The 25,070-nt window shown below is 61.5% G+C and carries 21 protein-coding genes and 1 pseudogene; 11 read left to right on the top strand and 11 right to left on the bottom strand.

From position 1 onward, the window contains the following. Positions 1-85: 85 nt before the first annotated feature. Both JQK88_RS05825 and JQK88_RS35980 read left to right on the top strand, forming a co-directional pair. Positions 86-880 carry a family 16 glycosylhydrolase gene (locus JQK88_RS05825; protein ID WP_203277737.1) on the top strand — a complete coding sequence of 265 codons (795 nt, stop codon included), beginning with the start codon at positions 86-88 and terminating at the stop codon, positions 878-880. Between the two features lie 330 nt (positions 881-1,210). After that, a pseudogene (locus JQK88_RS35980) lies at positions 1,211-2,260 on the top strand (polysaccharide pyruvyl transferase family protein); the annotation flags it as partial. Positions 2,261-2,485: 225 nt separating this feature from the next. Here the strand turns inward: JQK88_RS35980 and JQK88_RS05820 are convergent. From JQK88_RS05820 to JQK88_RS05780, 9 genes are all read right to left on the bottom strand, one after another. Next, the gene (locus JQK88_RS05820) at positions 2,486-3,949 is read right to left on the bottom strand and encodes a lipopolysaccharide biosynthesis protein (RefSeq protein ID WP_203277736.1); all 1,464 of its coding nucleotides are present in this window, start codon (positions 3,947-3,949) and stop codon (positions 2,486-2,488) included. Further along, on the bottom strand, positions 3,946-5,115 hold the full coding sequence (locus JQK88_RS05815; protein WP_203277735.1) for a glycosyltransferase: 1,170 nt from the start codon (positions 5,113-5,115) through the stop codon (positions 3,946-3,948). Before JQK88_RS05815 ends, JQK88_RS05820 begins: the two co-directional genes overlap by 4 nt. Positions 5,116-5,336: 221 nt before the next feature. Further along, positions 5,337-6,578 carry a glycosyltransferase gene (locus JQK88_RS05810; protein ID WP_203277734.1) on the bottom strand — a complete coding sequence of 414 codons (1,242 nt, stop codon included), beginning with the start codon at positions 6,576-6,578 and terminating at the stop codon, positions 5,337-5,339. Between the two features lie 239 nt (positions 6,579-6,817). Further along, entirely contained in the window at positions 6,818-7,897 is a 1,080-nt protein-coding gene (locus JQK88_RS05805; protein ID WP_192249505.1) for a glycosyltransferase, read from the bottom strand. Between the two features lie 31 nt (positions 7,898-7,928). After that, entirely contained in the window at positions 7,929-9,260 is a 1,332-nt protein-coding gene (locus JQK88_RS05800; RefSeq protein ID WP_203277733.1) for a UDP-glucose dehydrogenase family protein, read from the bottom strand. A 55-nt stretch (positions 9,261-9,315) separates the two neighbouring features. Continuing rightward, positions 9,316-10,197: an endo-1,3-1,4-beta-glycanase ExoK gene (gene exoK, locus JQK88_RS05795; RefSeq protein ID WP_246749739.1), complete on the bottom strand. Its 882-nt coding sequence runs from the start codon at positions 10,195-10,197 to the stop codon at positions 9,316-9,318. Positions 10,198-10,319: 122 nt separating this feature from the next. Continuing rightward, positions 10,320-10,715, bottom strand: a complete 396-nt coding sequence (locus JQK88_RS05790; protein ID WP_192249500.1) for a hypothetical protein — start codon at positions 10,713-10,715, stop codon at positions 10,320-10,322. A 127-nt stretch (positions 10,716-10,842) separates the two neighbouring features. Next, positions 10,843-11,865: a glycosyltransferase family 2 protein gene (locus tag JQK88_RS05785; protein ID WP_192249497.1), complete on the bottom strand. Its 1,023-nt coding sequence runs from the start codon at positions 11,863-11,865 to the stop codon at positions 10,843-10,845. 145 nt (positions 11,866-12,010) lie between these two features. Beyond that, positions 12,011-13,138, bottom strand: coding sequence for a nucleotidyltransferase family protein (locus JQK88_RS05780; RefSeq protein WP_192249494.1), 1,128 nt, complete (start codon positions 13,136-13,138; stop codon positions 12,011-12,013). Between the two features lie 497 nt (positions 13,139-13,635). Between JQK88_RS05780 and JQK88_RS05775 the strand changes: the two genes are divergently transcribed. The 6 genes from JQK88_RS05775 to JQK88_RS05750 all read left to right on the top strand — a co-directional run bounded on the left by JQK88_RS05775 (position 13,636) and on the right by JQK88_RS05750 (position 19,372). Next, entirely contained in the window at positions 13,636-13,788 is a 153-nt protein-coding gene (locus JQK88_RS05775; RefSeq protein WP_023684233.1) for a lasso RiPP family leader peptide-containing protein, read from the top strand. A gap of 176 nt (positions 13,789-13,964) precedes the next feature. Continuing rightward, the gene (locus JQK88_RS05770; RefSeq protein WP_312037240.1) at positions 13,965-14,234 is read left to right on the top strand and encodes a PqqD family protein; all 270 of its coding nucleotides are present in this window, start codon (positions 13,965-13,967) and stop codon (positions 14,232-14,234) included. After that, a complete protein-coding gene (locus JQK88_RS05765) occupies positions 14,227-14,634 on the top strand; it encodes a lasso peptide biosynthesis B2 protein (RefSeq protein ID WP_246749738.1) in 408 nt (135 codons plus the stop codon). Before JQK88_RS05770 ends, JQK88_RS05765 begins: the two co-directional genes overlap by 8 nt. Before the next feature lie 3 nt (positions 14,635-14,637). Continuing rightward, complete coding sequence (locus tag JQK88_RS05760; protein ID WP_203277731.1) at positions 14,638-16,557, top strand: lasso peptide isopeptide bond-forming cyclase; 1,920 nt, start codon at positions 14,638-14,640, stop codon at positions 16,555-16,557. Then, positions 16,554-17,531, top strand: coding sequence for a phosphoenolpyruvate carboxykinase (ATP) (locus tag JQK88_RS05755; protein ID WP_203277730.1), 978 nt, complete (start codon positions 16,554-16,556; stop codon positions 17,529-17,531). The genes JQK88_RS05760 and JQK88_RS05755 overlap by 4 nt, the downstream gene beginning before the upstream one ends. Before the next feature lie 5 nt (positions 17,532-17,536). Continuing rightward, positions 17,537-19,372 carry an ABC transporter ATP-binding protein gene (locus JQK88_RS05750; protein WP_203277729.1) on the top strand — a complete coding sequence of 612 codons (1,836 nt, stop codon included), beginning with the start codon at positions 17,537-17,539 and terminating at the stop codon, positions 19,370-19,372. A gap of 46 nt (positions 19,373-19,418) precedes the next feature. Here the strand turns inward: JQK88_RS05750 and JQK88_RS05745 are convergent, their stop codons facing one another. Beyond that, a complete protein-coding gene (locus JQK88_RS05745) occupies positions 19,419-19,691 on the bottom strand; it encodes an exopolysaccharide production repressor protein (protein WP_203277956.1) in 273 nt (90 codons plus the stop codon). A 607-nt stretch (positions 19,692-20,298) separates the two neighbouring features. Here JQK88_RS05745 and JQK88_RS05740 point away from each other — a divergent pair. The 3 genes from JQK88_RS05740 to JQK88_RS05730 all read left to right on the top strand — a co-directional run bounded on the left by JQK88_RS05740 (position 20,299) and on the right by JQK88_RS05730 (position 23,610). Then, positions 20,299-20,976, top strand: coding sequence for a sugar transferase (locus JQK88_RS05740; protein WP_112396228.1), 678 nt, complete (start codon positions 20,299-20,301; stop codon positions 20,974-20,976). Between the two features lie 176 nt (positions 20,977-21,152). Then, positions 21,153-22,403, top strand: a complete 1,251-nt coding sequence (locus JQK88_RS05735; RefSeq protein WP_192249475.1) for a polysaccharide biosynthesis/export family protein — start codon at positions 21,153-21,155, stop codon at positions 22,401-22,403. Positions 22,404-22,518: 115 nt separating this feature from the next. Continuing rightward, on the top strand, positions 22,519-23,610 hold the full coding sequence (locus JQK88_RS05730) for an acyltransferase family protein (RefSeq protein WP_203277728.1): 1,092 nt from the start codon (positions 22,519-22,521) through the stop codon (positions 23,608-23,610). A 63-nt stretch (positions 23,611-23,673) separates the two neighbouring features. Here the strand turns inward: JQK88_RS05730 and JQK88_RS05725 are convergent, their stop codons facing one another. Beyond that, positions 23,674-24,957 carry an O-antigen ligase family protein gene (locus tag JQK88_RS05725; protein ID WP_203277955.1) on the bottom strand — a complete coding sequence of 428 codons (1,284 nt, stop codon included), beginning with the start codon at positions 24,955-24,957 and terminating at the stop codon, positions 23,674-23,676. Positions 24,958-25,070 lie beyond the last annotated feature (113 nt).

Below are 25,070 nucleotides of genomic sequence, written 5' to 3'. Positions count from 1 at the left end.
TAAGCTGCTTCACGTCGAAGAGCCGCATCAAACGGCCGGCTTGAAGTCGCCGCCGAAAGGTTAAAGGCGCCAACGGAGGCCATGCATGAATTGCACACGCAGAAAACTCCTGGTGCTTCTGGCTGCCTCCACGGCCGTGCAGTCGGTTGCTGGACAGGCGCTGGCGGAGAGCGTTGTGGCAGGAGCCGGGGACGCTGCCCTCGACAAGCTTCCCGACTGGTCGGCGGTCAAGCTCCAGCTCTGGAAATACACCAATCCCTTCGTGCCGTCGCAATGGAGCGAGCCCAAGCTCGGAGGCTATGACTGGAAGGCCGCGAACGTCAAAATCGTCGACGGCGCACTCCAGCTTAGCGTCAGCGAGAAAGCGTCCGCGGAGGTGATATCCGGCGGCAAATCCGATTTTTCATCGGCAAGGTGGGAAGTGGACGTAACGCTCCCGACGATGAAGCCTGGGTTGATCGCAGCGCCGCTTTGGACATTCAACGACAAAGCCCATGAGGAAATCGATTTTGAGATCGTCGGCACGAAGGGGTTGCAGCTCACCGTCTGGGCGGACGTCGACAACCAGCACAAGAGCGTTTGGGTAAAATGGATCCTGCTTGGGGATCTGTCGGGCAAGCGATACCGCCTTGGCATAGAGTATGAGGCCGGGAAACGCGTTGCCTTCTTCATCGACGGGAAGGAAGCTGCTGTGGTTACGCCGGCTGACACCAACGGCGGCGCCTTTCCGAACCATCCCATGAAGCCATATTTCGACCTTTGGGTTGCGGCAGGCGCTGTCATGGACGCACGCTGGGCCGGCAAATGGGAGCCAATGGCTGCTTCGGACAGATTGGTCATGACACTTCACGGTTACAGGCGAAGCGATATCGCCCCGTGAGGGCAAGAAACCGGCAGCGAAAGCTGCTTATGTCGAATATCGAGCAGATGGTTGATCGTGCCGGTGCGACTTGATGCTGCATCGCAACATTTTCGGTGCGGCGTAGCAATGAGTGCACGTTTTTTGTTGCAGTGCAAAATTGATCCGCTAATCTCGGACTTGCTTGAGTGCCACTCGAGCCGTGCGTTGGCCATCAGCCCGGTGCAACGCCCTAAATCGTGACGCGGACCGCATCGGGATTGTCCTGGCGTGCAGCATTTTCGGTCACTACGCCCGTCTTGAGCACCGCTGGCCTGGCCGCGGGATTTGCTGACGCAATGAGGTAATTCCATGAAGATCGTCGTCGAAAACACAGTCTGCCTGAATACCGGGGATGCGGCGATTCTGCTGGCGATCCGCCACATTCTCAAGACGATCGTGCCGGGCAATTTGCGGTTCGCCGTGTTCGACAGCCAGCCCGAGGTTGCAGAAAGGCTCTATCCGAAGAAGGATTATCCCGACCTCGAATTTCACAAGCTGCTGTCGGAATCCCTGTTCCGATACAAGAATGGCAGCGGGCTGAAGGACCGGTTCAAGCCGATCTACAATCGGCTCGTTCTCCAGGCCCTGCGCTGGTTTGGCACCAGCGCGCTTGGCACTTTTTTAAGCCAGAACGACCGGCGCGGTCTCGACATTTACGCCGACGCGGACATGGTGGTCACGACGGGGGGAACCTATCTCGTCGAGAACTACAATCTCGAACGACGCCTCAATCAGTTCCGGCTTGATGCCATATTTGGCAAGGATCCGGTCTTCTTCACACAATCCCTCGGCCCGTTCAACAAAAGTTACAACCGCCAGGAGCTTGGCCCGATCTTTGACCGCAGCCCGCTAATCCTGCTGCGCGATGAACGGTCGCGGACCCATATCCAGGATCTGGTTAAGGATCTCGGCAAGTGCCACGTGGTGGCCGATGCCGTATTCGCCCTGGCCGATACCGATAGGATCGGCAAGTCACTCGCTTCCAGCCAGCCGCCGGCGCCGACTGGCCGCGTCGCCATTTCCGTACGCCACTGGAACTACGTCAGCGACGGTGAAGGCGGCATGCGCCGCTATCTCGATTCGATCCGCGAGATCGCCACAATTCTTGTCAGGGACCTCGGCAAGGAGGTGACCTTTGTCTCCACGTGTCAGGGCGTGCCGGAATATGCCCATGACGATTCCAAGACCGCGCGGGCCATCGTCGCCGAGCTCGATCCTGAGATCGCCAGGCATGTGACCGTCGACGCAGCGTTCCACACGCCGGACCAGTTGATGGCGCTGGTGAAGGGCTTCGACTTCGTCGTCGCGACGCGCATGCACATGATGATCATGTCGCTTTGCGTCGGCACGCCGGTGCTGCCGATCGCCTATGAGTTCAAGACCAAGGAAGTGGCCAAGCGCATAGGTGTCGACGATGTGCTGCTCGACATCGACACCGTGACGTCCGCAGAGGCGCGCGAAAAGCTCGGCCGGTTTGCGGGAAATCTCGACCGCTATCGCAAGACAAGCCTTAAGGCCGTGCTTGAGGAACACGCTTCGGCAATGTCGGCCACAAACCTGCTGGCGTCGCTGATCGGTAGTCGCTCAGCGGATGTTGCGCGCGGCGTTGGACAGGGTGGTGGACAAAGCGCGTCGCGACTGCGGGACGGCAAGCATGAAAACGAGACCGATGCCGTAGTTGAGGGCAAGCGCCAGAAAGACCGCGAGCAGGTCTGACTGGCCGGTCAGCGACGCCGGCAACCACAGGTACAAGAACCAGGCAAGCAGGGACGAGGCGATGAAAAGCCCCTGCATGAGCAGGAAGTCGGTGGCGGTCACCGGGCCGACGCGATGAACCAGTACCGCGAGCACGGGAACGCGCAGCACGTAACCGCTGATGGCATAGGCCGCGGCAACGCCGACGGCGCCCCAATGCAGGCCGACGAGGAAGGCAGCGACGGTCGTCAGCGACGAGTAGATGCCCCAGTGGAACATGGTCTTCGTCTTGCCCTGACAGATGAATATCCACCCCGTCGTGCTTGAAACGGACTGGACCAGGCTGGCGATGCCCAGCCAGGCAAAGATCGGCGCGACCGGCGCCCAGCCCGCGCCGAAGAGAAGGCCGACGATCTGATCGGAGGTCAGCGTCAGCGCGGCGATGCCAGGCATGGTAACGGCCGCCAGCATCCAGTTGGTGCGCACGTAGATATCGCGAAAGCGGGCCTTGTCGTCGTGGATGCGGCTGAGCAGCGGCACCATGACCCGCGTCAGCGGCTGGTTGATGTTCTGCAGCGGGAACAGCAGGAGCTTGTAGGCGCGGTCGTAATAGCCGAGCTCGATCGCACCGGAATATTTTCCGATGAGAATGTTGTCGAGATTGCGCGAGAAGAAGTTGGCAAGGTTGAAGCCGGTCAGGTTGGCGCCGAACGACAATATGTCGGCGTCGACTTTCAGGTCCGGCCGCAACGGCGTCCATCGCGCCACCCGCCAGGCGGCAGCCAGGGCGACAACCGCCGAAACCGCCGGGCCGATGACCAGCGACCAGTAGCCGAGCCCCGCATAGGCCGCGATCGCGGCGGTCAGAAGTCCGGCGGCGGCGCTTATCACGTCGTTCAGTGCGAGCTGGCCGAACTGCAGGTGGCGATTCATCAACGCCAGCGGCACCGCGGCCAGACTGCCGAGAAGCAGCGGCAGGGCGGAGCCAAGGGTGATGCCGGACATGCGTTGATCGCCGTAGAACGCGGCGACGGCAGGCGCCAGGCCGGCCACCACCACGGCACTGCCCAGCCCGACCAGCGCGCTGATCCAGAACACCTGGTTGAGCTGCTGGTTGGTGATGTCCTTGCGCTGAACCACAGCCTGCTGCAGGCCCAGATTCTGAAGCAGTCCGACAAAGGCCACGATCGGCCCGACGGAAGCCACCAGACCGAAATCCTCGGGAACGAGCAGACGGGCGAGCACGATGACGGAGAGAAACTGGATCGCCATCTTGAAGCCCTGGGCGCCGATGGTAACCAGCCCGCCGCGCAGGGCGACACGACCGAACTGGGGGGGCGGATTGGCGTTCATGCAAGCGACCTCGTTTCGCCAAGCTGCATGGCGATCTCCACGAAATGTTGGTTCAGCAGATCGGAGTTGAACTCCGCCTCGATCTTCTTGCGCGCAGCGAGGGCGATCTCTTCACACGGCTTCGGGTTCTCAGCGATCCAGGCAAGTTTCCCGGTCAGCGCCGCAACGTCCCGCTCAGGCACGAGAAAGCCTGTCTTGTGATCATCGATCAGTTCGGGAATCCCGGAATGATATGTGCTGACCACTGTCAGCCCGGCGGCCATCGCTTCCATCAGCGAAACCGGAATGCCTTCCAGATCGCCATCGCGCGCGCCGACGCTGGGCAGCAGGAACACATGCGCATCGCGCAGACGCTGCTTGACTTCGCTGTGCGGCCGGGACCCAAGAAAACTCACCCGGTCGGCGATGCCGAGATTTGTAGCGATCGCCTTCAACTCCTCAAGAAGTTCTCCGCCGCCGATCACCGAATAGACCCAGTCGCGGCGCGGCAGGCCGGCAAGCGCGCGAAGCGCATATTCGATGCCCTTCTTTTCGGTCAGGCGGCAGACCGAGATGAAAGAGAGCGTGGCCTGCTCCCACGAGCGCCACTGGTAGTCGATCTCATTTGGCCGCACCCCCATATGGTGAACCACAACCTGCTCCGGCGATGCACCGACCTCAATCAAGGCATCGCGGAAAAAGCCGTTGACCGGCAGTTGAAGAACGCCCTTTTCGAACACGATTTTGTAGCGCGCGAGCGTATTGTCATGCAGCGGCTCGCCGACATCGCGGCCGTGAAATATCGTCACCAGGGGAGCGGAAATCCTGCCGCGCTTGATGGCGCGCGCCACGCGCATGCCGTTGTTGCCAAAGTGGGCGACGATGACGTCGGCGCCCTGCAATTTTCGCGCGTGAGCAATGTCGATGGCCGTCGAGAGCTTGTCCCAGAACCTGCCGGACCACTTCCTGAGCAGCGGGCGATAGCGACCCAGACCGCCCCACCAGCATACGACCTTTCCTGGCAGCGCCTGCCAGCGCGGATCGTCGATATTGCGGTCCTTGCCGAAGGACGTCTCGTTGCAAACCACACCGACTTCCATGCCGCGCTCAAGGCACCCGGCTATCTGGTCGAGAACGAAAGTCTCGGACAATGAGGGAAACTTGTCGACTACGAAGCAAATCTTCATCGGCAGGATGCGCCCGTGCGGGGAGCTGGTGTGCCCCTGACGACAGCCGGGCGGAAAACGTCGTGCGCGAGGCACAAGACATGCAGCATGAAATTCGACCGCTGTTTGGCCCACCCGCGCAGACGTTAGTACAGGTCTTGCTGCACTGCAACATTTTTGGTGCAGCGTAGCAAGATTCCCTCGATTTGGCGTCTCTGCCGATCAATCGCTCAAGGGCGGTGTCAGCCGGCAGATGAAGGATCCGCCAAGCCCTCGGCAACGCCGACATGCCTGGCAGGTTCAGGTGCAAAGCCTTGCGCGGCCAGTTGGATAACGATCTGCGCAAAACGTTCGTTCAGAGCATCTGCGTTGAAGTCCTCCTCGACCTTGCGGCGTGCAGCAAGCGCGATACGCTCGCATGCCGCCGGATGCTCCGCGGCCCAGGCAAGCTTGCCGGCAAGCAGTGAAACGTCTCGCTCGGGTGCAAGCAACCCTGTCTCACGATCCTCGATGAGCTCCGGGATTCCGGAATGATACGTGCTCACCGCAATCAACCCGGAGGCCATCGCTTCCATGAGCGCGACCGGAATGCCTTCCATATCGCCGTCACTGGCGGTGATACTCGGCAGCAAGAAGAGATGCGCCTTGCGAAGCCGCTGTTTCACCTCCGCGTGAGGGAGACTGCCGAGGAATGTTACGCGCCCGGTCAAACCCAGTTCCAGCGCCAGCTTCTCCAGATCCATCCGCAGTGGGCCGTCGCCGATAATGTCGTAGCGCCAGTCTATCTCAGGATGGGAGGCCTTTAGGGAGGCCAGGGCGCGCAAGGCGAACTCGACGCCTTTCTTTTCGACCAGGCGGCAAACCGTCGTCACGACCAATTGGGTGCTTTCCCACGATTCCCAGCGATAGCCGATTTCGAGGGAATCAATTCCCATATGATGAACCGTCGTGCTCGACTGGGACAGGCCGGCCTCCAGCAACATCGTGCGGAAGTAATCGTTGACGGGCAGGTTCAGGGTCCCATGCTTGATCAGTCCAGCGTATTGCGTCGAGAGCACTGCCTGCCGCGCCGGGATCGCCACGTCCGCGCCGTGAAAGATGGTTATGACCGGTGGTTTGAGAACCTTCCATTTCTTCAGCGCGGCTGCTCTCTCGCCGTTCTGTCCGAAGTGAGCGACAATCACGTCACAGCGGTTCAGGCGGCGTGCAAAGACAGCATCAAGAGCGGTCGAAGCCTTGTATCGCAGGCGCGGCGGCAGCCGCCGTACAAATTTGCTGAGTCCAGCGGCCCATCGCCACCAATGTTGAGTTCTGGCGAGCAGCGTCGCCATCGGCTCGCTTTGCCGGTCGATTCGGTCGTCACCTTTCGTCCTGTCGCATACGACCTCCACGTCGAAGCCCCGCGCCAGCAGCCCAGCCATCTGGTCTGCGACGAAGGTTTCCGAAAGGAGGGGGAATTCGCCGACGACAAAGCCCACGCGCATGACCCGCCCCATAAGGTTGGGGCTTGCCCGGACCCCCAAGCGGTCCATATCGCACAAGCCCTAATGTAGACAGGCAGAATACACGTTGATTGTTGCGGTGCCACAAAAATATTGCACTGCAGCAATCAAAAGTGATCAGGAGGGATCGGCACGCGACGCCTGGAACTGGCTCATGGAGCCTTGCGCGACTGCCATCGCCCGGCGCCGCAGCGTTTCAGATGAATTCCAACGCGACGCGTTTAGGCTGCGCGCTCCAGGCCGAGACGCCTTGCGCTGTCGAGCACGCCCATGAACGTGGCAAACTGACGGTCAGGGTTCATTTGCGGCCGCTCCGAAAACTGACGTGCTGCCGCTGACAGCCGCTTGTACTCGGCCTCGTCGCTCCACAGCCGTCTGACCGCTGCGACCCAGTCGGCGAGCGGGGCATCGTAGTCCAGCACCACGCCACCGGAGCCGATCGCTTCCGGCAGCCCGCCGCGCCGCGAGCCGACCACAGGAATGCCGCTGCAATGCGCTTCCGACGCCACCCGGCCCCAGGCCTCTTCCCATTTGCTGGGCGCAAGCAGGATTTTCGTGCGGCCGTAGACCGTCTTCATGTCGCTGGTGCGGCCTTCCAGCTTGACGTTTTGGAGGGGAGAGATTGTTGCTTCGATCCGGGCTCGATGATCGTCGTCGAGCTTCCAGCTTTCGACGAACAAGAACGGGATCTCGGGACAGGCGGCGGCAATGCGCACTGCAAGATCGAAGCCTTTTTCCTCATAGGGATTGATGAGGGTGACAAATTCACCGGTCGTCGGTGTGCTGTAGAACGCAGGATTGATGGTCGGCGGAATGACCGTCGAATCGATATCGAATTTTGCCTTGTAGGTGCGCGCCGTGAACTCGGAATTGGCAATATAGAGCGCTGAATGCAGTTCGCGCAGATCACCGGCCAGTTCATGGAATTCGACGTTCCTGAGGTAGACAACGACAGGCACGCCTTTGGCCTGCAGCGCCTTGCCGATCGGGACCGAATTGTGGCACTGCACGACCGCGACATCCGGCCTCAACTTTTCGACGGCGAAGCCGGCCGCCTCCCAGGGAAACCACGCCCGCACCACCGGATAGCCCGGGAAATTGTCGATGACCGCGCGCTGACGAAGGAGCTTCATCTTGGCGCGCGCCCTGAAGCCGAACATGCCGTCGCCGAACAAGGCTGCCAGCACGGATGCCTCGTGACCGTTCTCACGCAATTGTTCGACCAGGTGGTGGGTGCTCGACTGAACGCCGCCGCTGAATTGCGGCGTGTAGCCGGTGCCGCCTGCAAACAGAACTTTCATGAACCTGGCTCCTCGTTGTGCCGCCCTGCCCTCACGCGGCCATCCTGCCGATCGAGAAATACTCGATGCCGTGGCGGGCGATGACCTTGGGATCGTAGAGGTTGCGGCCGTCGAAGATGACCGGCGTGGTCAGCGCATCCTTGACCGCGTCGAAGGACGGGGCGCGGAAACTCTTCCACTCGGTGGCGATCAGCAACGCGTCGGCGCCGCGCAATGCCGCCTCCTTGGTGCCGCACAAAAGCAGATCGTCGCGCAGGCCGTAGATGGCCTGGCATTCCTGCATCGCCTCGGGATCATAGGCCTGCACCTTGGCGCCGGCCTTCCACAGCGCTTCCATCAGAACGCGCGCCGGCGCCTCGCGCATGTCGTCGGTGTTGGGCTTGAAGGCGAGGCCCCAGAGCGCGAAGGTCTTGCCTTTGAGGCTACCCTTGAAATAGCGGTGCACCTTGTCGAACAGAACGGATTTCTGCTCGTTGTTGCGCTCCTCGACGGCGCGCAGCAGCTTGGCATCGAACTTGACGCCTTCGGCGGTCTTGATCAGCGCGCGGACATCCTTGGGGAAGCACGAGCCGCCATAACCGAGGCCGGGATAGATGAAGTGGTAGCCAATGCGCGGGTCCGAACCGATGCCCTTGCGCACCTCCTCGATGTCGGCGCCGAGCTGCTCGGCCAGATTGGCCATCTCGTTCATGAAGGAGATCTTGGTCGCCAGCATGCAATTGGCGGCGTATTTCGTGAATTCGGCGCTGCGCACGTCCATCACGATCATCTTCTCGTGGTTGCGGTTGAACGGCGCATAGAGTTCGCGCATCACCGCCTCGGTGTCCTCGCTGTTGGTACCGACGATGATGCGGTCGGGCTTCATGCAGTCGGCGACGGCGGAGCCTTCCTTGAGGAATTCCGGATTGGAGGCGACGTCGAAAGCCAGATCCTGGCGGCCGCGCGCCTTCAGCGTCTCGGCGATTTTGGCCTTGACCTTTTCACAGGTGCCGACCGGCACGGTCGACTTGCCGACCACGATCTTGGGGCTGTCCATCTCACGGCCGATGGTCTCGGCCACCGCAAGTACATATTTGAGGTCGGCCGAGCCGTCCTCGCCGGGTGGCGTGCCGACCGCGATCATCTGGATTCCGCCATGCTTAACGGCGGCGGCGGCATCGGTGGTGAATTTGATGCGGCCGGCGGCGTGGTTCTCCTTGACCAGAGCCTCCAGGCCCGGCTCGAAAATCGGCACGAAGCCCTGGTTGAGCCGCTCGACTTTCTTTTCGTCGACATCGACGCACACCACCTGGTGCCCGACTTCCGCCAACACCGCGGCCTGCACGAGACCGACATAGCCAATTCCAAAGACCGTCAAATTCATTCGGGTTAATTCCTGTTCACGCCCTTTGGCCTGATATGGCCGAGCCGGTTCAGATCTACTTTATGCTGCTTACACTACATGCCAGCGATTCCGGAAACTGGCACGGCTGGCCGAGCGCGGTGAAGGCGACGCGTTGCACCTGCATCGATACCTGGCGGCCGGGATCCGAAAAAGCGCCCATCCAGTTGGTCAGCGTGTCGCTGCCCCAGAGGCTGAAGAATATCTTCTGCGAATGGGTCGGCAATTGCTCGGGATTGGTCACTTCCTGGACCAGCTTGCCGTTGACGTACCAGCGCAGCCGGTCCTTTTCCCAGATGAAGGCATAGTCGTTGAAGCCCTTGTCGGTGCCACCTTCGACTTCGGCCAGCTTCTCGTTCTTCGGTTTGCCGGCGATGTAGCTGTTGACCTGCACCTTGGATGTGTCCTTGGTCAGGACCTCGAAGTCGATCTCGTACCAGGGCTGTTTGTCGGCGGGGCCGATATAGGTGAAGAAAGCGGCGTTGAGGCCGGAACCGGTGTCCGTCTTCATCCGCGCTTCATAGGTTCCGTAGCCAAAACGCTGCTTGGTCTGGATCTCGGCGCAGGCGAATTCGCGATCCTTCAATTTGCGCTTTTCGAAGCCGAGCGTCAGCATGTTGTCGGAAAGTTTGACCAGGCTTTTCGACCAGGTGCAGTTCTGGTGGTTGCCGTTCGACCAGCCGTCGGAGACAAACCAGCGCGATCGATCGAAACTCTTGAAATCGTCGACGAAGGACGGTGCGCTTTTCATCTCCGGCGAGGCATCCTGGGCACGGGAGGGCTGCGCGGCGCCGAATAGAGCTGCGGCTGCCGCCAGCAGAAGCGCACCAACGGACAGAAGACGCAACGGCCGATTTGGCTGCGCCGAAATCATGGCATCGACTGCCATGATGGGGATCGTCTTCGGATCTTCGTTCATATCAATTCACCTTTGTGCTGTTCCGCCCCAACCCAAAGTCACCGACTGGCCCACATCCCAACGGGCCGATCCCGATCCTCCGTCCCCTCGAACTTTCTCGTTTGTGCCTCGTATGACCGGCTTCAGCCGGAGCGGCCTGCGGATTTGACGTCTTCGGCCTGAGAATCAGGACCCAAGGCATTCTCGTCGACAATCGCGTCGAGTGAATGACGCAGTTCCTTCATCCGGCTGGTCTGGCGCACCAATTCGGCGATGCGCTGTTCGCAGTTCAGGATCGATTTCGTCAACTCGCCGATCTCAGACATCCTGCTTGCCGACGCCGAGCCATTCTCCATCGACTCGACCAGGAAGGCCGCGTTGGTGGACTTCGACCGATAGCGATTCTCCAGCCCGGTTTTCTCAGCCGCGATCTCGGCCGTGATCTGATCCAGCAACTTTGCCAGACGGTCGAAACGCGCCAGATCGGTCTGCTTGTCCCGGGCCGGATCCCTGGACCTGAAGCCGAAAATTGAAGCCATCCGGTTGGCCTTCCAAAATTGCTGCACCGCAACATACAGTGCCATCGTCGGAGCGCGTAGGCAACCTCCGAGTTTCAGAAAGGCAATTTTTTCAACTTCCGTGCTCGTTGCCGCGGACTGGAGAGGCCTACTTGTTCGGGGACGTGCTAGTCCCCGCCATCAGGTACCGCAAGGGCGGCACTGGCTGCTGTCTCGGTGACAAACCGACGTGACGAAACAACGCATCGAGCTTGTCCGAGGCCACACCGCAAACGATGGGAATGAGGTTCGACTGGCTGGCCAGCGCATAGGCGGCTGCAGAAGCCATGCCGCGCTCGGCCTTCACATCGAGGAAATTGCGCAGCCGGTATTTGTCGCGCACGTGCCGCTCGTGCTTGCGCAGAACGGCCTTGGAGCCTTCCGGCAGGCTGTCGATCTTGAGAAGCGCCAGGTCGGCATCGGCCAGGCGCTTCAGATCCTGCGTCTTGTGCCGGCCACTCAGCGAATCGGCGCGCACGATCGCGCCGTAGCCGCAGGACCGGATGACCTTGAACCGCGCGCCGAGGGCAAAGGCACGGGCATAGAGTTCGTAATCTTCACCCAGACGCAGGTTTTCGTCGTAGCGCAGCTCATGCCTGTCGAGGAAAGCCCTTGATATCACCGGTTTGAGAAAGCCGAGCTCGCCGCGCTGGACGCGCCTCCTGGAAATGTTGCCTTCGATGAAACGCTCGAAGTCGAGGAACTCCGGATCCGCCGAAAAGGCCGGGGCGACGATTTTGGAAACATCGGTCGCCGTATCGTCGCGGATCAGCATGATGTTGTCGGCGGCGAAATCCCAGTCGGTGCTGGCAAACAGCTGGCGGAACCGGCCCTCGAGGAAGAAGTCGTCGGCGTCGAGAATGCTGATAAAGGGCGATTTGGAGCCGGCAATGGCGGCGTTGCGGGCGAAAGAAGGGCCGCGATTGACGTCGAGGCGGATAACCGACAGCCGGCCGCTGCCATCGTCGGCAGCAGTGGCGACTTTTGCGGTGTCGTCGGTGGAGGCATCGTCAACGACGACGACTTCCGCTACCTCCGGCTCGCGCAGCGCCGAGGCGATGGCCGCGGGAATGGTGCGGGCCGCGTTGCGGGCCGCGATGATCACGCAGACCTGGGATTCTGTCATGGACATAGGGTGGCCTTTCGATTGCATAAATTGTTGCGAGGCCCCTCGCCCTTCCGGCGCACGGCGCCGGATCCCGATTCATCCTCCCGTGATCCATCGCCAGCGAATCGGGACGGAACTTTCTCTGCCTGCTGTCTGACGACCCTCGTCATCACCGGCCTTCCGGTCGCTCAAAGATCCGCCGGCTGAGGTCGGCGGACGCGGCCCAGCCTGCTTCGGTCAGGTAGCGGACAGGTTCGCGGCCGCATAGTTCCCACAAAACGGTGCGCCGTTGCGGCCATCTCAGCGACGACAGCCACGGCGCGATAACCATGTGGAACAGGTCTTCATTGCCGATGCGTGACAGGATCCTGGTGGCCCGATCCGAGAGCAGCGTGCCGGCGCCGCCAAGCAGCACGTCGGCGGCGCGCAAGCCCAGAAGCAGCGTGTCGGCCAGCCCCTGCTCGGCCGCGTAGTCGAGCACATTCTGCTGCTCGGCCTCGCTCAGGCGGCTGGCCGCGGCCCTGATGTCGCAGACATAACCCGCGCATGGCTCGCGGTTGAACAGCGCCTTGGCGACACTGATGCAGGACAAGAGCAAGGTGTCGGAAGCCGAGATGAAAGGTACGCTGGAGCCGGCGATCGCAAGCGCGCGCTTGCGGCGCAGAAAGCCGTCCGTGTCGCGTGGACTTGGCGATCCCGGCTGCTGCAGCCGGTAGTGGAGATCGACGGTGGACAATTTCGGACCCTGGCTGCGAACCATATGCTGTTCGCCCAAAAACCGCACCCACCAGACGGAGCGGGACTTGCCGGCGACCTCGTAGCCGATCGAGCGCAGCGCATCGCGGGCTTTGAAGAAGCCGGCTGGCGACACCAATATGTCGACATCGCCCGACGGCTTCATGAAATGGTCGCCATAGAGCAGTTGCTGCTGGAACGGTCCCTTCAGGAAGACGAAATCGATCTTGCTGTCGCGCAGCGCCTTGTCGATTGCCATCGAATCCATGATGCCGGACGAGTTCATCGCGATCGTGCGCCGGCGGTAGGTGTCGAGCCACTCGAGCAGCCCAGGCGGGGTCTCGCCCACAGGTGGGCGCGACAGCGCCTTCAGCACAAAGGTCGCGACCTTGTTCAGCCGCGCGATGTCGCAGACATCGGCAACGGAGATAGCCGGCGCAGGCGCAGTGCTGGCGCTCGCCTCCGGGTTGAAGAACAGCCGCAGGCACGCCTGCACATAGGCCACTTCGTCGGCGCAGCCGGCGGCGCGCAACCTCTCGAAGGTCCCTTCCTGCAAGGCCATATGCTGCAGCATCTCCGCAAAAAATTTTGTGAGGCGCGTTATATTGCAAGTGCGAAGCAAAGCATCGCCAAATTAAGCTGCCGCGTCCAGTTTTTCCTTCGGGGCCGATCTTACCACAACCTTAGCGTTTAGCGGCACAATTGTGCAACGCAGCGCAGGCGTCGCCGGAATCGGATCGGCCGACAGCACGCCTGCAGCAATTTCCGTGCGGCTTTGCTCGAGCCTAAAAGGCGGGCATTCCAAGTATAAAATTTAGTGTAATTAAATCAGATGCTTAATTAATCGCCACGGATATATTGTTGGATTCACTTGGGATGCGCGGCTAGAGTGCAGATGCAAGCGTTTTGATCACCATTGAAGGCGGCCGCAACCGAGAATTGATTAACGGCGGGTAAATCAGGCTTGACTCATAAATGCTGCCATGCAGCTATTGCGGTGCAGCAATACATCGCTGCCGGCAATCGACAGGCCGCTTCCAGTCCGTATTGGAGAGTAAAATGGAACAGAATGTTGAAAAGCATGAGTACGAAACCCCAAGCCTGACGGTCCACGGCTCGATCGAGACCATCACGCAAGGCGGTAGCGGCACCACGGCACTCGACGCCTCTTTTCCGGCACATACGCCGGTCGGCGAACTCACCTTCTCCTGAGACTCTCTTCTCGTTGGGGTGACAAAGTCCGGACTCTGAAACAGAGCGCACTAAGGAGAGTCGGGGCTCAGGCCCCGGCTCTTGCGCTTGTCCGGAATTGCCTAAGCGTTGGTGTAGTGAGCAGTGTCGTGTGAGCGAGGTTTAGGATGGACTGGAACCCCTCGGAGCATGATCGGGTGAGCGCGAGCAAGGATGCGGTTGCCTGCGAATTCGGCAACGGCCTGGCGCTGCTCGATATGCGGTCCAACATCTATTACAGCCTGAACAGCGTCGGGGCCTATATCTGGGAACTGATCCAGGAGCCGAAGCCGATCGCGGAAATCCGCAGCGCGGTGCTCGAGCGCTACAATGTCGAGCCCGAACGCTGCAAGGCCGATGTCGACGGATTGTTGAAAGGCCTGGCGGACGCCGGGCTTGCGAGGCTCCATGATGAGGAACTTGTCTAGAGTTTTCTCGCTGAGCGGGCCGGAGATGCTCTTCCTCGCCCACTGCCTTGCGGTGGTTGCAGCGGTGAGACTGGGGCTGACGCTGCTTTCGTACAACAAAGTTCGCAGCATGGTGACGCGGCTCGACGCGAGCGCGCCGGCCGGGATCGGCGATCTCAGGCGCGTCGCCTGGGGCGTTGCGGCCGCGGCGCGGCTGGTGCCCGGCGCAAGCTGCCTCACCCAGGCGCTTTCCGGCCAGTATTTGCTTGCCCGCCAAGGCAACGCTTCGAAGATCCGCATCGGCATCGAGCGCGATACCGGCACTGAATTGAAGGCGCATGCCTGGCTGGTGAGCGGCGACCACATCGTGCTTGGCGGCTCGCTTGGCAGGTTTACCCATCTCGTCGATCACGGCCAGTGACCGATGAGCGGCGTCGCCGGAATTCTGCTCAGGCAGGAAGGCAAGCCGGCCGCTGCGGCTGACATCCAGCGCATGCTTGCCCGCATGCAGCATCGCGCGCCTGACGGCAGTTCGTGGTGGATGGACGCAAGCGTCGTTCTTGGCCACGCCTGGCTCAACACCACCGATGAAGCCGGCCCCGGCCCGGTGACGATGGCGGGCGGCAAGCTCGCGATCACCGCCGACTGCCGGCTGGACAATCGCGACGAATTGCTGGCCAGGCTCGGCATCAGGGACAGTTCGGTCGCTGACGCCGTGGTGTTGATGCGCGCCTATCTGCGCTGGGGCGAAGCCTGTCCCGAACATCTGCAGGGCGACTTCGCCTTCGCCCTCTGGGATGGCGAGCGCCGGCAGCTGTTTTGCGTGCGCGACCATTTCGGCGTCAAACCCTTCTACTACCATTCGAGCGACCGGCGCTTCGTCTTTGCCTCGGAGATCGGGCCGATTCTCGATGTCGGCGGCGTCGACATGCGCATCAGCGAACACCAGATTTCCGGATTTCTCGCTGGGCTGCCCGACGATCCGCAGTCAACAGCCTACGCCGACATTTTCCGCCTGCCGGCGCGCCACAGCCTGACCGTGACCGGCAATCAGGTAGTGTTGCGCCGCTACTGGCAGATCGAGCCATCACCAAGGCCGATGCGGGCGGACGCGGCCGAGGAATTCCGCCATCTGTTTTCGCAATCGGTCCGCAACCGCATGCGCGGCACGCCGGCGGTCGGCGCGATGCTGAGCGGCGGGCTCGATTCCTCCTCGATCGCCTGCGTGGCCGGCATGCAGAATGCGGCGCAGCGAAAGCCGAGGCTGCCGACCTTCTCGCTGGTGTTCGAAAAGGGTTCGCCGATGGACGAGCGGCCTTTCATCGAGGCGGTGCTGGCACAGCAGAAGGTCGACGGGACCCTGATTTCCGTCGGCAACTATGCGCCCTTCGCCGAGTTCGAGCGCATCCTGGAAGAGCAGGAAGAAACGTTCCTGGCGCCTGGCCTGTCGCTGACACGCGACATCTACAGAACCGCCGGCGCCAAGGGCATGAAGGTGCTGCTGGACGGCCATGGCGGCGACGAGGTGGTTTCGCAGGGCCACGGCCATCTGCACGAACTCGCCGATGCCGGCAAATGGATGGAGCTTTGGCGCGAGCTGCGCAGCGCTTCCAACACTTATGGCGACGGCATGCTCGGCCTCTATTATCAATTCCTCACCCTTTACGGGCCGGCCTGGCGCATCGCCAAAATCAAACGGCTCGCGAACCGCGCGCTGAGCAAATTACGAAGCCGTCCCACTGGGCGGCCGGTGACAAGCTGGCGCGGCCTGATCAATCCGGATCTGGCGATGCGGACGGACCTCGTCGAGCGGTTTCGCCGGGCTGGCTACATGCCGCCCGCGGTCAGCGCCAGTGAGACCTTGACCCATCGCTGGCTGCTGTCGAACGGGATGGTGCCGCACGCTTTCGAGGTTCTCGACAAGGCCGCGGCGAATTTCGGCGTCGAGCCGCGCTACCCCTTCTGGGACAAGCCGCTGGTCGAGTTCTGCCTGGCGCTGCCCGGTGCGGAGAAACTCAACCAGGGCTTTGGCCGTTCGGTGCTGCGGCGCGCCATGGAAGGAATTCTGCCGCCGGCGGTGCAGTGGCGGCGCGACAAGATCGATTTCACCTCCAATTTGGTCAAAGGCATGCTCGGCAATCACCGCGATCTCCTCGACAAGGTGCTGGTGGCGGATGCGGCGCTGATTGCCCCTTACGTCAACCTGCCCGAAGTGACCGCCGCCTACGGCCGCATCTCGCGGCAACCGGACGAAGCCACCTTGCCCGATGTCCAGTATGTCTGGCGCTCGATCGCGCTGTCGCTGTGGCTAAGGCAGGTGCAACTGCGCGAGAACCACGCATGATGCCGGTCAACATGCCACTCACCGCCGATCCGAACCGCGAGGCCGGTCATCCCAAGGCTCGCGCGCGACATTTCTACAAGGCTTATGGCCTGACGATCGCTTCGCAGATCGACCTGCCCGAGCTGGAGCCGAGCGCACCAGCTCCTGCCGACGTCCTGATCACGGTCGGCCCAATCGACTTGCCAAAACCTTCGCCCCAGACCGGAACTGCTTTCCGCTTCGAGCCGCGGCAGCAATATCTGGCATGGCAGACTGTCGGCGCCTTCTTGATCACCGATGCCTGCCGCATCGAGGTCGAGCCGGCGCCTGATGTCGACGATGCGCTGCTGGCGTTTCCGCTGCTCGGCCCGGTCATGGCGCTGCTCCTGCACCAGCGCGGCCTGCTCATCCTGCATGCCAGCGCCATTGCCGTCGGCGGCAAGAGCGCTGTTTTCATGGGCGACAAAGGCGCCGGCAAATCGACGACGGCAAGCGCTATGATCGGGGCCGGACATCGCTTGCTGACCGACGATGTCGTAGCGCTCGATCTCACCGAACAGCCGATGATCGTTCCGGGCTTTCCGCAGTTGAAGCTCGCCGCCGATGCCGCAGCCGCGTTTCCCATCCGGCAAGCTGAGATACGCCCGCAGGTGCATGCGGCGATCGACAAGATGCAGCATCGCCTGCGTGGCGGATTTTCAAGCGAGATGGTGCCGGCAACGCGGATCTACATCCTCGAGCGCGGCGAAAAGGCAGCGATTACGCCGCTGCCGAACATGGGCGCCCTGCCGGCTATCATCAAATTCTCCTATGTGACGCGGTTCGGCCGCCCGGCCCTGGTCGGCGATTTTGCCACGACGCACCTCCGCCAATGCGCAGCCCTCGCCAGCCAGATCGGCGTCTGCCGCCTCGAAGTGCCGACCGGGCTCGACCGTATCGGCGAGGCCGTCGCCCTGATCGAAAACGATCTGGCCGCCGACAACCGGCCGCGGTGAGCAACATGTCGGTATCGAAGATCTTGCAACTGTCGTTTTACCGAGATGTCGCCGGGTTCGGCGCCGCCATGGCCCGGATTGGCGGGCGCAGGACGCTGACGGCGCTGCTGTTCCTGATCCTGGGGAGCCTGACGGAAGGCATCTCGATCCTGCTTCTGGTGCCGCTGCTGCATCTGGTCGGGCGGCCCGAGCAGAATTTTGCGGTCAAGCTGCCGAACAACGACTTCGTGCGCTGGCTGGCGCCGGACGGGACGCTGCAATTGACCACGGTGCTTTGCCTGCTGGTCGGGCTTGTCGCGCTGCAAGCAGCGTTCAATCGCTACAAATCCGTCTACATGGCGCGGCTGCTGCTCGACTTCATCAACCGCCTGCGCATGAACCTGTTCGAGAGCATCGGCAAAGCGCGGTGGGGCATTTTTGCGCGCATGCGCAGTTCCGACCTCGACCATGCGCTGACCGGCGACATCGACCGCGTTCAGTCAGCCGCCTTCTCGCTGCTGATGCTGGTGCAGATCGCTGTGCTTCTGGCAGGCTATTTCGTGGTTTCGCTGTTCATTTCGCCTGTCATGACGGCCTTCGCCATCGTCGTCGGCATCGTCACGTTCCTGGCTCTGCAGCCGTTTCGTGCGCGAGCCAGCGCTTTCGGCCGGGTTTTGACCACCAATCGTCAGGAGCAGTACCGCACGGTCTCGGAGTTCCTCGGCGGCATCAAGGTGGCCAAGAGCCTGAATGTCGAGGAGACCTATTACGCGCAGCTTCGCGCGACACTGGAGAAGATGAAGGCCGACAACATCAACTATGTGCGCAACAGCACCATCGGCACCGCTTTGTTCCAGGTCGCCAGCGTCATCGGCCTCAGCCTGTTCATCTATGTCGCCCTGGTTCGCTTCAATCTTTCGCTTGCCGAGATCGTCGTGCTGCTTCTGGTGTTCATGCGCATTGCGCCGCGCTTCATGGATATGCAGATGCAAGCGCAGCAAGTGCTGATCAATCTGCCCGCCTATGCCTCGATGCGTGACATGCAGGCGCGTTTCGACGCCGAGCGCGAGCCTGCGAACCTCGAATCCGATGCCAAGCTGTCACTGGATATCGGGCTCAACATCCGCAATGTTTCCTTTGCCTATGAGGCCGGCGGCGAGCCGGTGGTGAGCGACATCACCTTCGGCCTGCCTGCCGGCAAGGTAACGGCACTGATCGGCCCGTCAGGCTCGGGCAAGAGCACGCTTGCCGACATGCTGCTCGGCCTGCTGGAGCCGAGCGAAGGCAAGATCCTGGCCGACGGCGTCGAGATCAGTGCTGCCAACCGGCGGCACTGGCGCGATCAGGTGGCCTATGTGCCGCAGGATGTGTTCCTGCTCCACGACACGATCGCCGCCAATCTGCGCCTTGCCGCGCCACAAGCCAGTGACGAAGAGCTGTGGACTGCACTTCGCGCCGCGCATGGCGCTGAGTTTGTCGAAAAGCTGGAACTGCGGCTCGACACGGTGGTCGGCGACCGTGGCGTGCGGCTCTCAGGCGGCGAACGCCAGCGCATTGCACTGGCGCGCGCGTTGCTGCGCAAGCCCTTGCTGCTCATTCTCGACGAGGCGACCAGCGCGCTCGACTGGCAGAACCAGTCTCTGATCGCCAAATCGATCGACGGCTTGCGCGGATCGATGACGATCCTGACCATCGCGCACAGGCCGTCGATGATCGCCTTCGCCGACTGGGTGGTTGCGATCGAAACCGGCCGGATCGTCGAAGTCGGGCAATATCAGAGGTTGAAGGCGAAGGCCGGCAGCCGCCTGTCGAGGATGCTTTCAGGCGAGCAATCAAAACCCGAGCCGGCCGAAGCAGGCTGAGTCCGATTGCAATTTGGCCGAGGTCGCGTACGACCTCGGCCTGTGTTCAATGCACGCTGCGCCTGGCCGAGAGTTTCTCGCCTTCGGACGCCTTTTCCGCGCCGAGGCCTCGTTCGGCGTCGCGAGCCCTGTCAGCCGATGTCGGCGCGCTCCTGGCGATCATCACATAGACCAGCAGGAAATAACCGATCTGGATAAGGACAGCACAGCCAATGACGCGAAGCACCGTTGTGGAGAGCGACGCGCCGTCGAAGTACGACCACGCGACCAGGATCGCGAGGGCGAAAACCATTCCGATGACGAATTTTGGTAATGACATGATCGGCGGCCCGTCAACCGGCCCGAGCATGCAAAAGCGATGACTTTCCCACCCGAGTATCTCCCCATTCGCCATGCGAGCTTATTCAGCTGCTCTTTTTCGGCCGGTTGCTTCCGGCCTTCCCAACCCATTCAGACTCTAACAGAAATAATTTGCGACTCTATTAAGGCGCGAAACTGGCGGCAAGGGCAACCGGCGACAATTTTCAATCCGCAATGGCGTTGGACTCTGCCATGCTGCGATGCACACCCAGGGGTGGCGGCCTAACTCGTCAAACGATTCTTACTTCAGTAGAATCTACAATCTTGATTAGTATTTTATTTGATTAATCTAGCAAAACGAGTGATTCGAAACCGAGTTAAAGCCATTCCCTCTGGGGCGAAGGACGATTCGCCCAAAATGGGCCGGAAAAAGGCATTACATTTCCTACCGTTGCTAATTATTCGTCACAAACTTGCCATAAAGGGCAAAATTTGGGCAGGGCGCGTTTATTATTTAGTCAATTCATGACGTGACTATTTCACTCGTATGGGAAATTGTGTGTTGCGCTGCAGCATTTTTTTGGTATCGTGGCATAAACCATCCGTTCAACGTATGGAGCTTTTGCATGAGGGACGTTGCCAAGTCGGCTAATGCGGCATTTTCGCAGGTCGGCGTAGATTTTCCGCCACCGATCGGCGGGCTGCTAAAGCGCAGTTTCGATATTCTCGGTTCACTTGTCGGCCTGGTGGCGCTCAGCCCACTGTTCCTGATGGTGGCCCTTCTGGTCAAGCTTTCCGACGGTGGCTCGATCTTCTACGGACACAAGCGAATCGGACGCGGCGGGCGGATTTTCCCCTGCCTCAAGTTCCGCACCATGGTCGAAGACGGCGAACGCGTGCTGACCGCTTATCTCGCGGCCAACCCGGAAGCCAACGCCGAATGGATCGCGACCCGCAAGCTGAAGAACGATCCGCGCGTCACCCGCGTCGGCGCCGTTCTGCGCAAGCTCAGCCTCGATGAGCTGCCGCAGATCATCAACATCCTGCAGGGCGACATGAGCCTTGTCGGACCTCGTCCCGTGGTGCGCGACGAGCTTGAGATCTATGGCAGCGCCGCAGTCTACTATTTGAAGTCGCGGCCGGGCCTGACCGGGCTCTGGCAGGTCAGCGGACGCAACGATGTCTCCTATGACAGCCGCGTTGCGTTCGACCGTCACTATGTCGAGAACTGGTCGCTGTTCGAAGACGTTCGCATCATCCTCAAGACTGTGCCTGCGGTGTGGATGTCGCGCGGTTCCTACTGACCGACCGCAACTGGTCAGCAATCGGGCCGGTCCGGCCCGAAGCCAATCCGGCCCAAAGCCATTCGGCGATGGGCCGGCCTTGCATTGCAGTCGAGGTGCTCAACCGGCATTCGGCAGCAGGGCCTATCGGGCGGATGGGGCCAAAACGGATCGGAAACGTTCAGTTGAAAACAGATATGTCAGCCTATTTTCGCCTTGCCGGCCCGATGCGGCCAGCACGGCTCGTCGCCACATGCCTCGCTCTGTCGCTCACGGTACCGGCCATGGCCGACGAGTACCGGCTCGGCTCGCAGGACAAGCTCAACATCCGCATCGCCGAATGGCAGACCGTCGAAGGCACGTTCCGTGACTGGGCGGCGGTGAACGGCGAATATTCGGTCGGCCCGGCCGGCAATTTGTCGGTGCCGTTCGTCGGCGAATTGCCGGCCGCCGGCAAGACCACGTCGGAGGTTGCGGCCGCCATCAGCGTCGCCTTGCAGCGCAAGCTTGCCCTGTCGGACAAGCCGGAAGCCTCGGTGGAAATGGTGCAGTTCCGGCCGTTCTACATCTCGGGCGAGATCCAGACGCCTGGCCAGTTTCCCTATGTGCCCGAGCTTACCGTGCTCAAGGCGGTCAGCATCGCCGGTGGGATCCGGCGCAACGCCGACTATGGCCCGCAGATCGGCAAGGACCTGGTCACCGCCAAGGGCAATTTCGATATCTATGACGACCAGCGCGTGCGGCTGATCGTCAAGCGTGCCCGCATCGATGCGGATCTCGCCGGCAAGGCTAGTTTCGACGTGCCGAAGGAGGTCGAGGGCGATCCGCGCTTGCCAGCCATCGTCGCCGACGAGATGCAGATCCTGACGGCCGATCAGAAGGCGCTAAAGCTGAAGCTGCAGGCGCTCGACGAATTGAAGGGGGTCCTGCAGGCCGAAATCGAAGCGCTGCAGAAGAAGATCGTCAACCAGCAGCGGCAGGTCGACCTTGCCAAGCAACAGCTCGAAAGCATCAGCCCGCTGGTGCAGAAGGGCCTGGTCGTCAACACGCGTGTACTGAGCTCGGAGCAGTCCGTCGCCAATCTGCAAGGCCAGATTCTCGACTACGAGACGGCCATCCTGACCGCCAAGCAGTCGATCAGCAAGGCGTCGCAGGATGCCATTGATGCCCAGAACACCTTGAATTCGAACCTTGCCTCCAGCCGCCAGCAGGTCGAAGCCGACCTGAACGAGGCGGCGCTCAGGGTGGGCATGCAGAAAGGCCTGATAGCCCAGGCATCGGATCCCGCCACGACCGCCGCCATCACAAGCGGTGAGGAGCCGACGCTTCTCTACTCGCTGGTGCGCGTTGCCGACGGCAAGACGAGCGAGATCGAGGCCAAGGAAGACACGCCGGTGCTGCCGGGCGACGTCATCAAGGTGAAGCTGGCGCCGACGGCCAGCCAGTAGTTTCGCGCAGGGCTCGTTCCGGAGACCGGCACGGCGGAGGCGGGAGGAACAATTTCGGCTCGTTCGCGCCCAGGCGCGGGCGAGCAATTCTATCTGGACCGCTTGAAGGCATACAATGCAGCCCGCCGCCCCGCGCCATGTCTACCTCAATCTCGACGCCATCCGCGGCGTGGCGGCGATCAGCGTGATGCTCTACCATTTCTCGCCGTTCCTGGCCGCCGGCAAGGTGCTGCCGTCGAGCTATCTCGCGGTCGATCTGTTCTTCCTGCTCAGCGGTTTCGTCATCGCGCATGCTTATGACCGCAAGATCGAAAACGGCATGGGCTTCGGCACGTTCGTTGCGATCCGCCTGATCCGCCTTTACCCGCTTTACCTTGCCGGCACGTTGCTCGGCTTCTTCTATTTGCTGGTCAAGAACCGGCTGATCCCGGCGGAATACATGCCCCTCTCGGAGATCGGCACGATGCTGACGACCGGCATGTTCTTCATCCCGCTGGTCAGCGAGGCCTATCACACGATCTTTCCGCTCAATCCGGCGTCGTGGTCGCTGTTCTTCGAACTGATCGTCAACATCGCCTATGTCGCTGTCTTTTTCCTGCTGTCGAAGCGCGTGCTGACAGTCCTCATCGCCGTCAGCCTGGCGCTGCTGGTGGTCGCCTCGATCGTTGCCGGCACGCTCGACTTCGGCATGACTGGCAAGACCATCATCAGCGGACTGCCGCGCGTCTGTTTCTCCTTCTTTCTCGGCGTGCTGCTTTGCCGATCCATGGCGCGCTACCAAAGCGGGCTCGGCTTGCTGCGGCGCGGCTGGTGGGTCGAGGCTGCGATCCCCCTGACGCTTGTCGTCTTCGCCATCGCACCGGCCGGCGACGCGCGGATCGCCTACGATCTCGCCTGTGTCGTCTTCATCTTCCCGGCCCTGGTGGTGATCGGTGCCATAGCGCCGACGGCACCCCGCCTGTCAGGCCTCTATGGCTGGCTCGGGCGGATTTCCTACCCGATCTACATCATCCACACGCCGATGCTGATGATCATCGCCGGCGCAGGCAAGGCCGCCTCGATCGACCCATTCGCGCATCATCCCTGGTTCGGCATCGTCATGGCGACTGCGGTCATCGTCATCGCCGACATTGCCACGCGCATCTATGACGAACCGTTGCGCCGCTTCCTGCAGCGCCTGATGCAGCGCAAGCGGGCCGTCGCCTGAAGCTTTAGTATTGACGCAATTCCGGACGTAAAACCGCTCACACTTTTCCTGGAATTGCTCTCGTCAGACTCGCGCCGGCATGCGGCCGCTGGCGGCCTTCTCGTCCTGCATGGGAGCATAGGCCCGCCTTGCCCGGGCCACCGGCACCGGGCGCAGCTTGAACAGGCCGTAATAGACGATGAACGAGGCCGTGAAATAGGGGCCGAGTATCTCGACCTCGAAGAAGGAGCGGATCAGCATCAGGCCGACAGCGCCGGCAAGCACCACCGAATCGGCACTCCAATCGCCGAACACCACTTTCGAGACATGGCCCCAGAAGGAGCGCAGGATGATCAGCGCCAGTATGGTCATGCCGATGAAGCCAAGCTCGACCAACGTCTCGATATAGGTGTTGTGGAAATGGAAGCCGGTGCGGGTCGAGATGTAGAACTCCGCCCAGAGCCGTTCTGGATCGGCAAAGCCCTGTATCCAGTAGGCGGCGTAGCCATAGCCGAGCACTGGATGCTGCTGCGCCGCCAGCCAGCCCTGTTCCCAGAGATAGGTGCGGCCGGTCAGCGTCGAATCCTTGCCGAAGATGCCGAGCACGAAGTCGAGCAGGCCGAGGTTGAGCGCGGCCACCACACCCGTGACAAGCGCGACGGCGCCGACGACAAACATGACGCGCCGATAGGCGCGCGACAGGATTTTGCTCATGGTGAGCAAGGCAACGATGCCGATCACCGCCGGCAGCGAAGCGACGGAGGTCGCCGAATGGGCAATCGCCAGCATGTAGACCGACAACAGCATGATCGGCGCGGTCCAGACGAAACTCATCCAGTTGCGCCGGTAAAAGACGAGAAAGGCAAGGCAAAAGAAGATGCCCAGCGAGGCAAAGAAGCCGACCTGGTTCTTGGAGCCGAAGGCGCCGACGAAATTGGTGGTGCCGTCGATGGTGTCGAGCGCATAGCCGCCGACTTTCAGCGAATAAAGCAGCACGACGAAGATGCCGATCAGCGAGCCCAGCAGCAGCGTGCGCACGCTTATGGTGCGCGCGGCGACGTAGGCGCACAGGATGTGCGAGAAATATTGCAGTCCCGCCCGCGCACTGGTGCCGGCCGCTTGCGACCAGAAGACCGAGAGGCAGATATAGGCCACGAAGACAAGCGGCAGCCATGTGCTGGAAAGATCGCGCGTGAAGCGCCGGTAGTCGACGAACAGCAGCGGCAGCCACACCAGATAATAGGCAAGGATCAGGATCTTGCCGAAATTCGTGGAATAGGCGAAGGCAAAGACCGACACGGCAACGGCGAAGGCGGCATAGGCCTTGTTGCTTTCCGGATCGATCAGAATGGATTTCGGAATCTTCATATCCGTACCGGATTTCTCATTCCTGCCGCCTTCCAACTGGGCACGCCGCCTTTCAGCCGCGCATAAGCGCCCATGAGCCGGCTTTTCCGCGTCGGCCTCGGGCGTGACGCTCG

The organism is Mesorhizobium caraganae (assembly GCF_016836705.1).
GTDB lineage: Bacteria > Pseudomonadota > Alphaproteobacteria > Rhizobiales > Rhizobiaceae > Mesorhizobium > Mesorhizobium caraganae.
This window is presented reverse-complemented; position numbering and strand designations above follow the sequence as displayed.

What these genes read in the sequence shown, in the direction of transcription:
- JQK88_RS05825 (WP_203277737.1), top strand. Translation starts at nt 86, where the DNA reads ATGAATTGCACACGCAGAAAACTCCTGGTGCTTCTGGCTGCCTCCACG.
- JQK88_RS05820 (WP_203277736.1), bottom strand. Translation starts at nt 3,949, where the DNA reads ATGAACGCCAATCCGCCCCCCCAGTTCGGTCGTGTCGCCCTGCGCGGC.
- JQK88_RS05815 (WP_203277735.1), bottom strand. Translation starts at nt 5,115, where the DNA reads ATGAAGATTTGCTTCGTAGTCGACAAGTTTCCCTCATTGTCCGAGACT.
- JQK88_RS05810 (WP_203277734.1), bottom strand. Translation starts at nt 6,578, where the DNA reads ATGCGCGTGGGCTTTGTCGTCGGCGAATTCCCCCTCCTTTCGGAAACC.
- JQK88_RS05805 (WP_192249505.1), bottom strand. Translation starts at nt 7,897, where the DNA reads ATGAAAGTTCTGTTTGCAGGCGGCACCGGCTACACGCCGCAATTCAGC.
- JQK88_RS05800 (WP_203277733.1), bottom strand. Translation starts at nt 9,260, where the DNA reads ATGAATTTGACGGTCTTTGGAATTGGCTATGTCGGTCTCGTGCAGGCC.
- exoK (WP_246749739.1), bottom strand. Translation starts at nt 10,197, where the DNA reads ATGAACGAAGATCCGAAGACGATCCCCATCATGGCAGTCGATGCCATG.
- JQK88_RS05790 (WP_192249500.1), bottom strand. Translation starts at nt 10,715, where the DNA reads ATGGCTTCAATTTTCGGCTTCAGGTCCAGGGATCCGGCCCGGGACAAG.
- JQK88_RS05785 (WP_192249497.1), bottom strand. Translation starts at nt 11,865, where the DNA reads ATGTCCATGACAGAATCCCAGGTCTGCGTGATCATCGCGGCCCGCAAC.
- JQK88_RS05780 (WP_192249494.1), bottom strand. Translation starts at nt 13,138, where the DNA reads ATGGCCTTGCAGGAAGGGACCTTCGAGAGGTTGCGCGCCGCCGGCTGC.
- JQK88_RS05775 (WP_023684233.1), top strand. Translation starts at nt 13,636, where the DNA reads ATGGAACAGAATGTTGAAAAGCATGAGTACGAAACCCCAAGCCTGACG.
- JQK88_RS05760 (WP_203277731.1), top strand. Translation starts at nt 14,638, where the DNA reads ATGAGCGGCGTCGCCGGAATTCTGCTCAGGCAGGAAGGCAAGCCGGCC.
- JQK88_RS05755 (WP_203277730.1), top strand. Translation starts at nt 16,554, where the DNA reads ATGATGCCGGTCAACATGCCACTCACCGCCGATCCGAACCGCGAGGCC.
- JQK88_RS05750 (WP_203277729.1), top strand. Translation starts at nt 17,537, where the DNA reads ATGTCGGTATCGAAGATCTTGCAACTGTCGTTTTACCGAGATGTCGCC.
- JQK88_RS05745 (WP_203277956.1), bottom strand. Translation starts at nt 19,691, where the DNA reads ATGTCATTACCAAAATTCGTCATCGGAATGGTTTTCGCCCTCGCGATC.
- JQK88_RS05740 (WP_112396228.1), top strand. Translation starts at nt 20,299, where the DNA reads ATGAGGGACGTTGCCAAGTCGGCTAATGCGGCATTTTCGCAGGTCGGC.
- JQK88_RS05735 (WP_192249475.1), top strand. Translation starts at nt 21,153, where the DNA reads ATGTCAGCCTATTTTCGCCTTGCCGGCCCGATGCGGCCAGCACGGCTC.
- JQK88_RS05730 (WP_203277728.1), top strand. Translation starts at nt 22,519, where the DNA reads ATGCAGCCCGCCGCCCCGCGCCATGTCTACCTCAATCTCGACGCCATC.
- JQK88_RS05725 (WP_203277955.1), bottom strand. Translation starts at nt 24,957, where the DNA reads ATGAAGATTCCGAAATCCATTCTGATCGATCCGGAAAGCAACAAGGCC.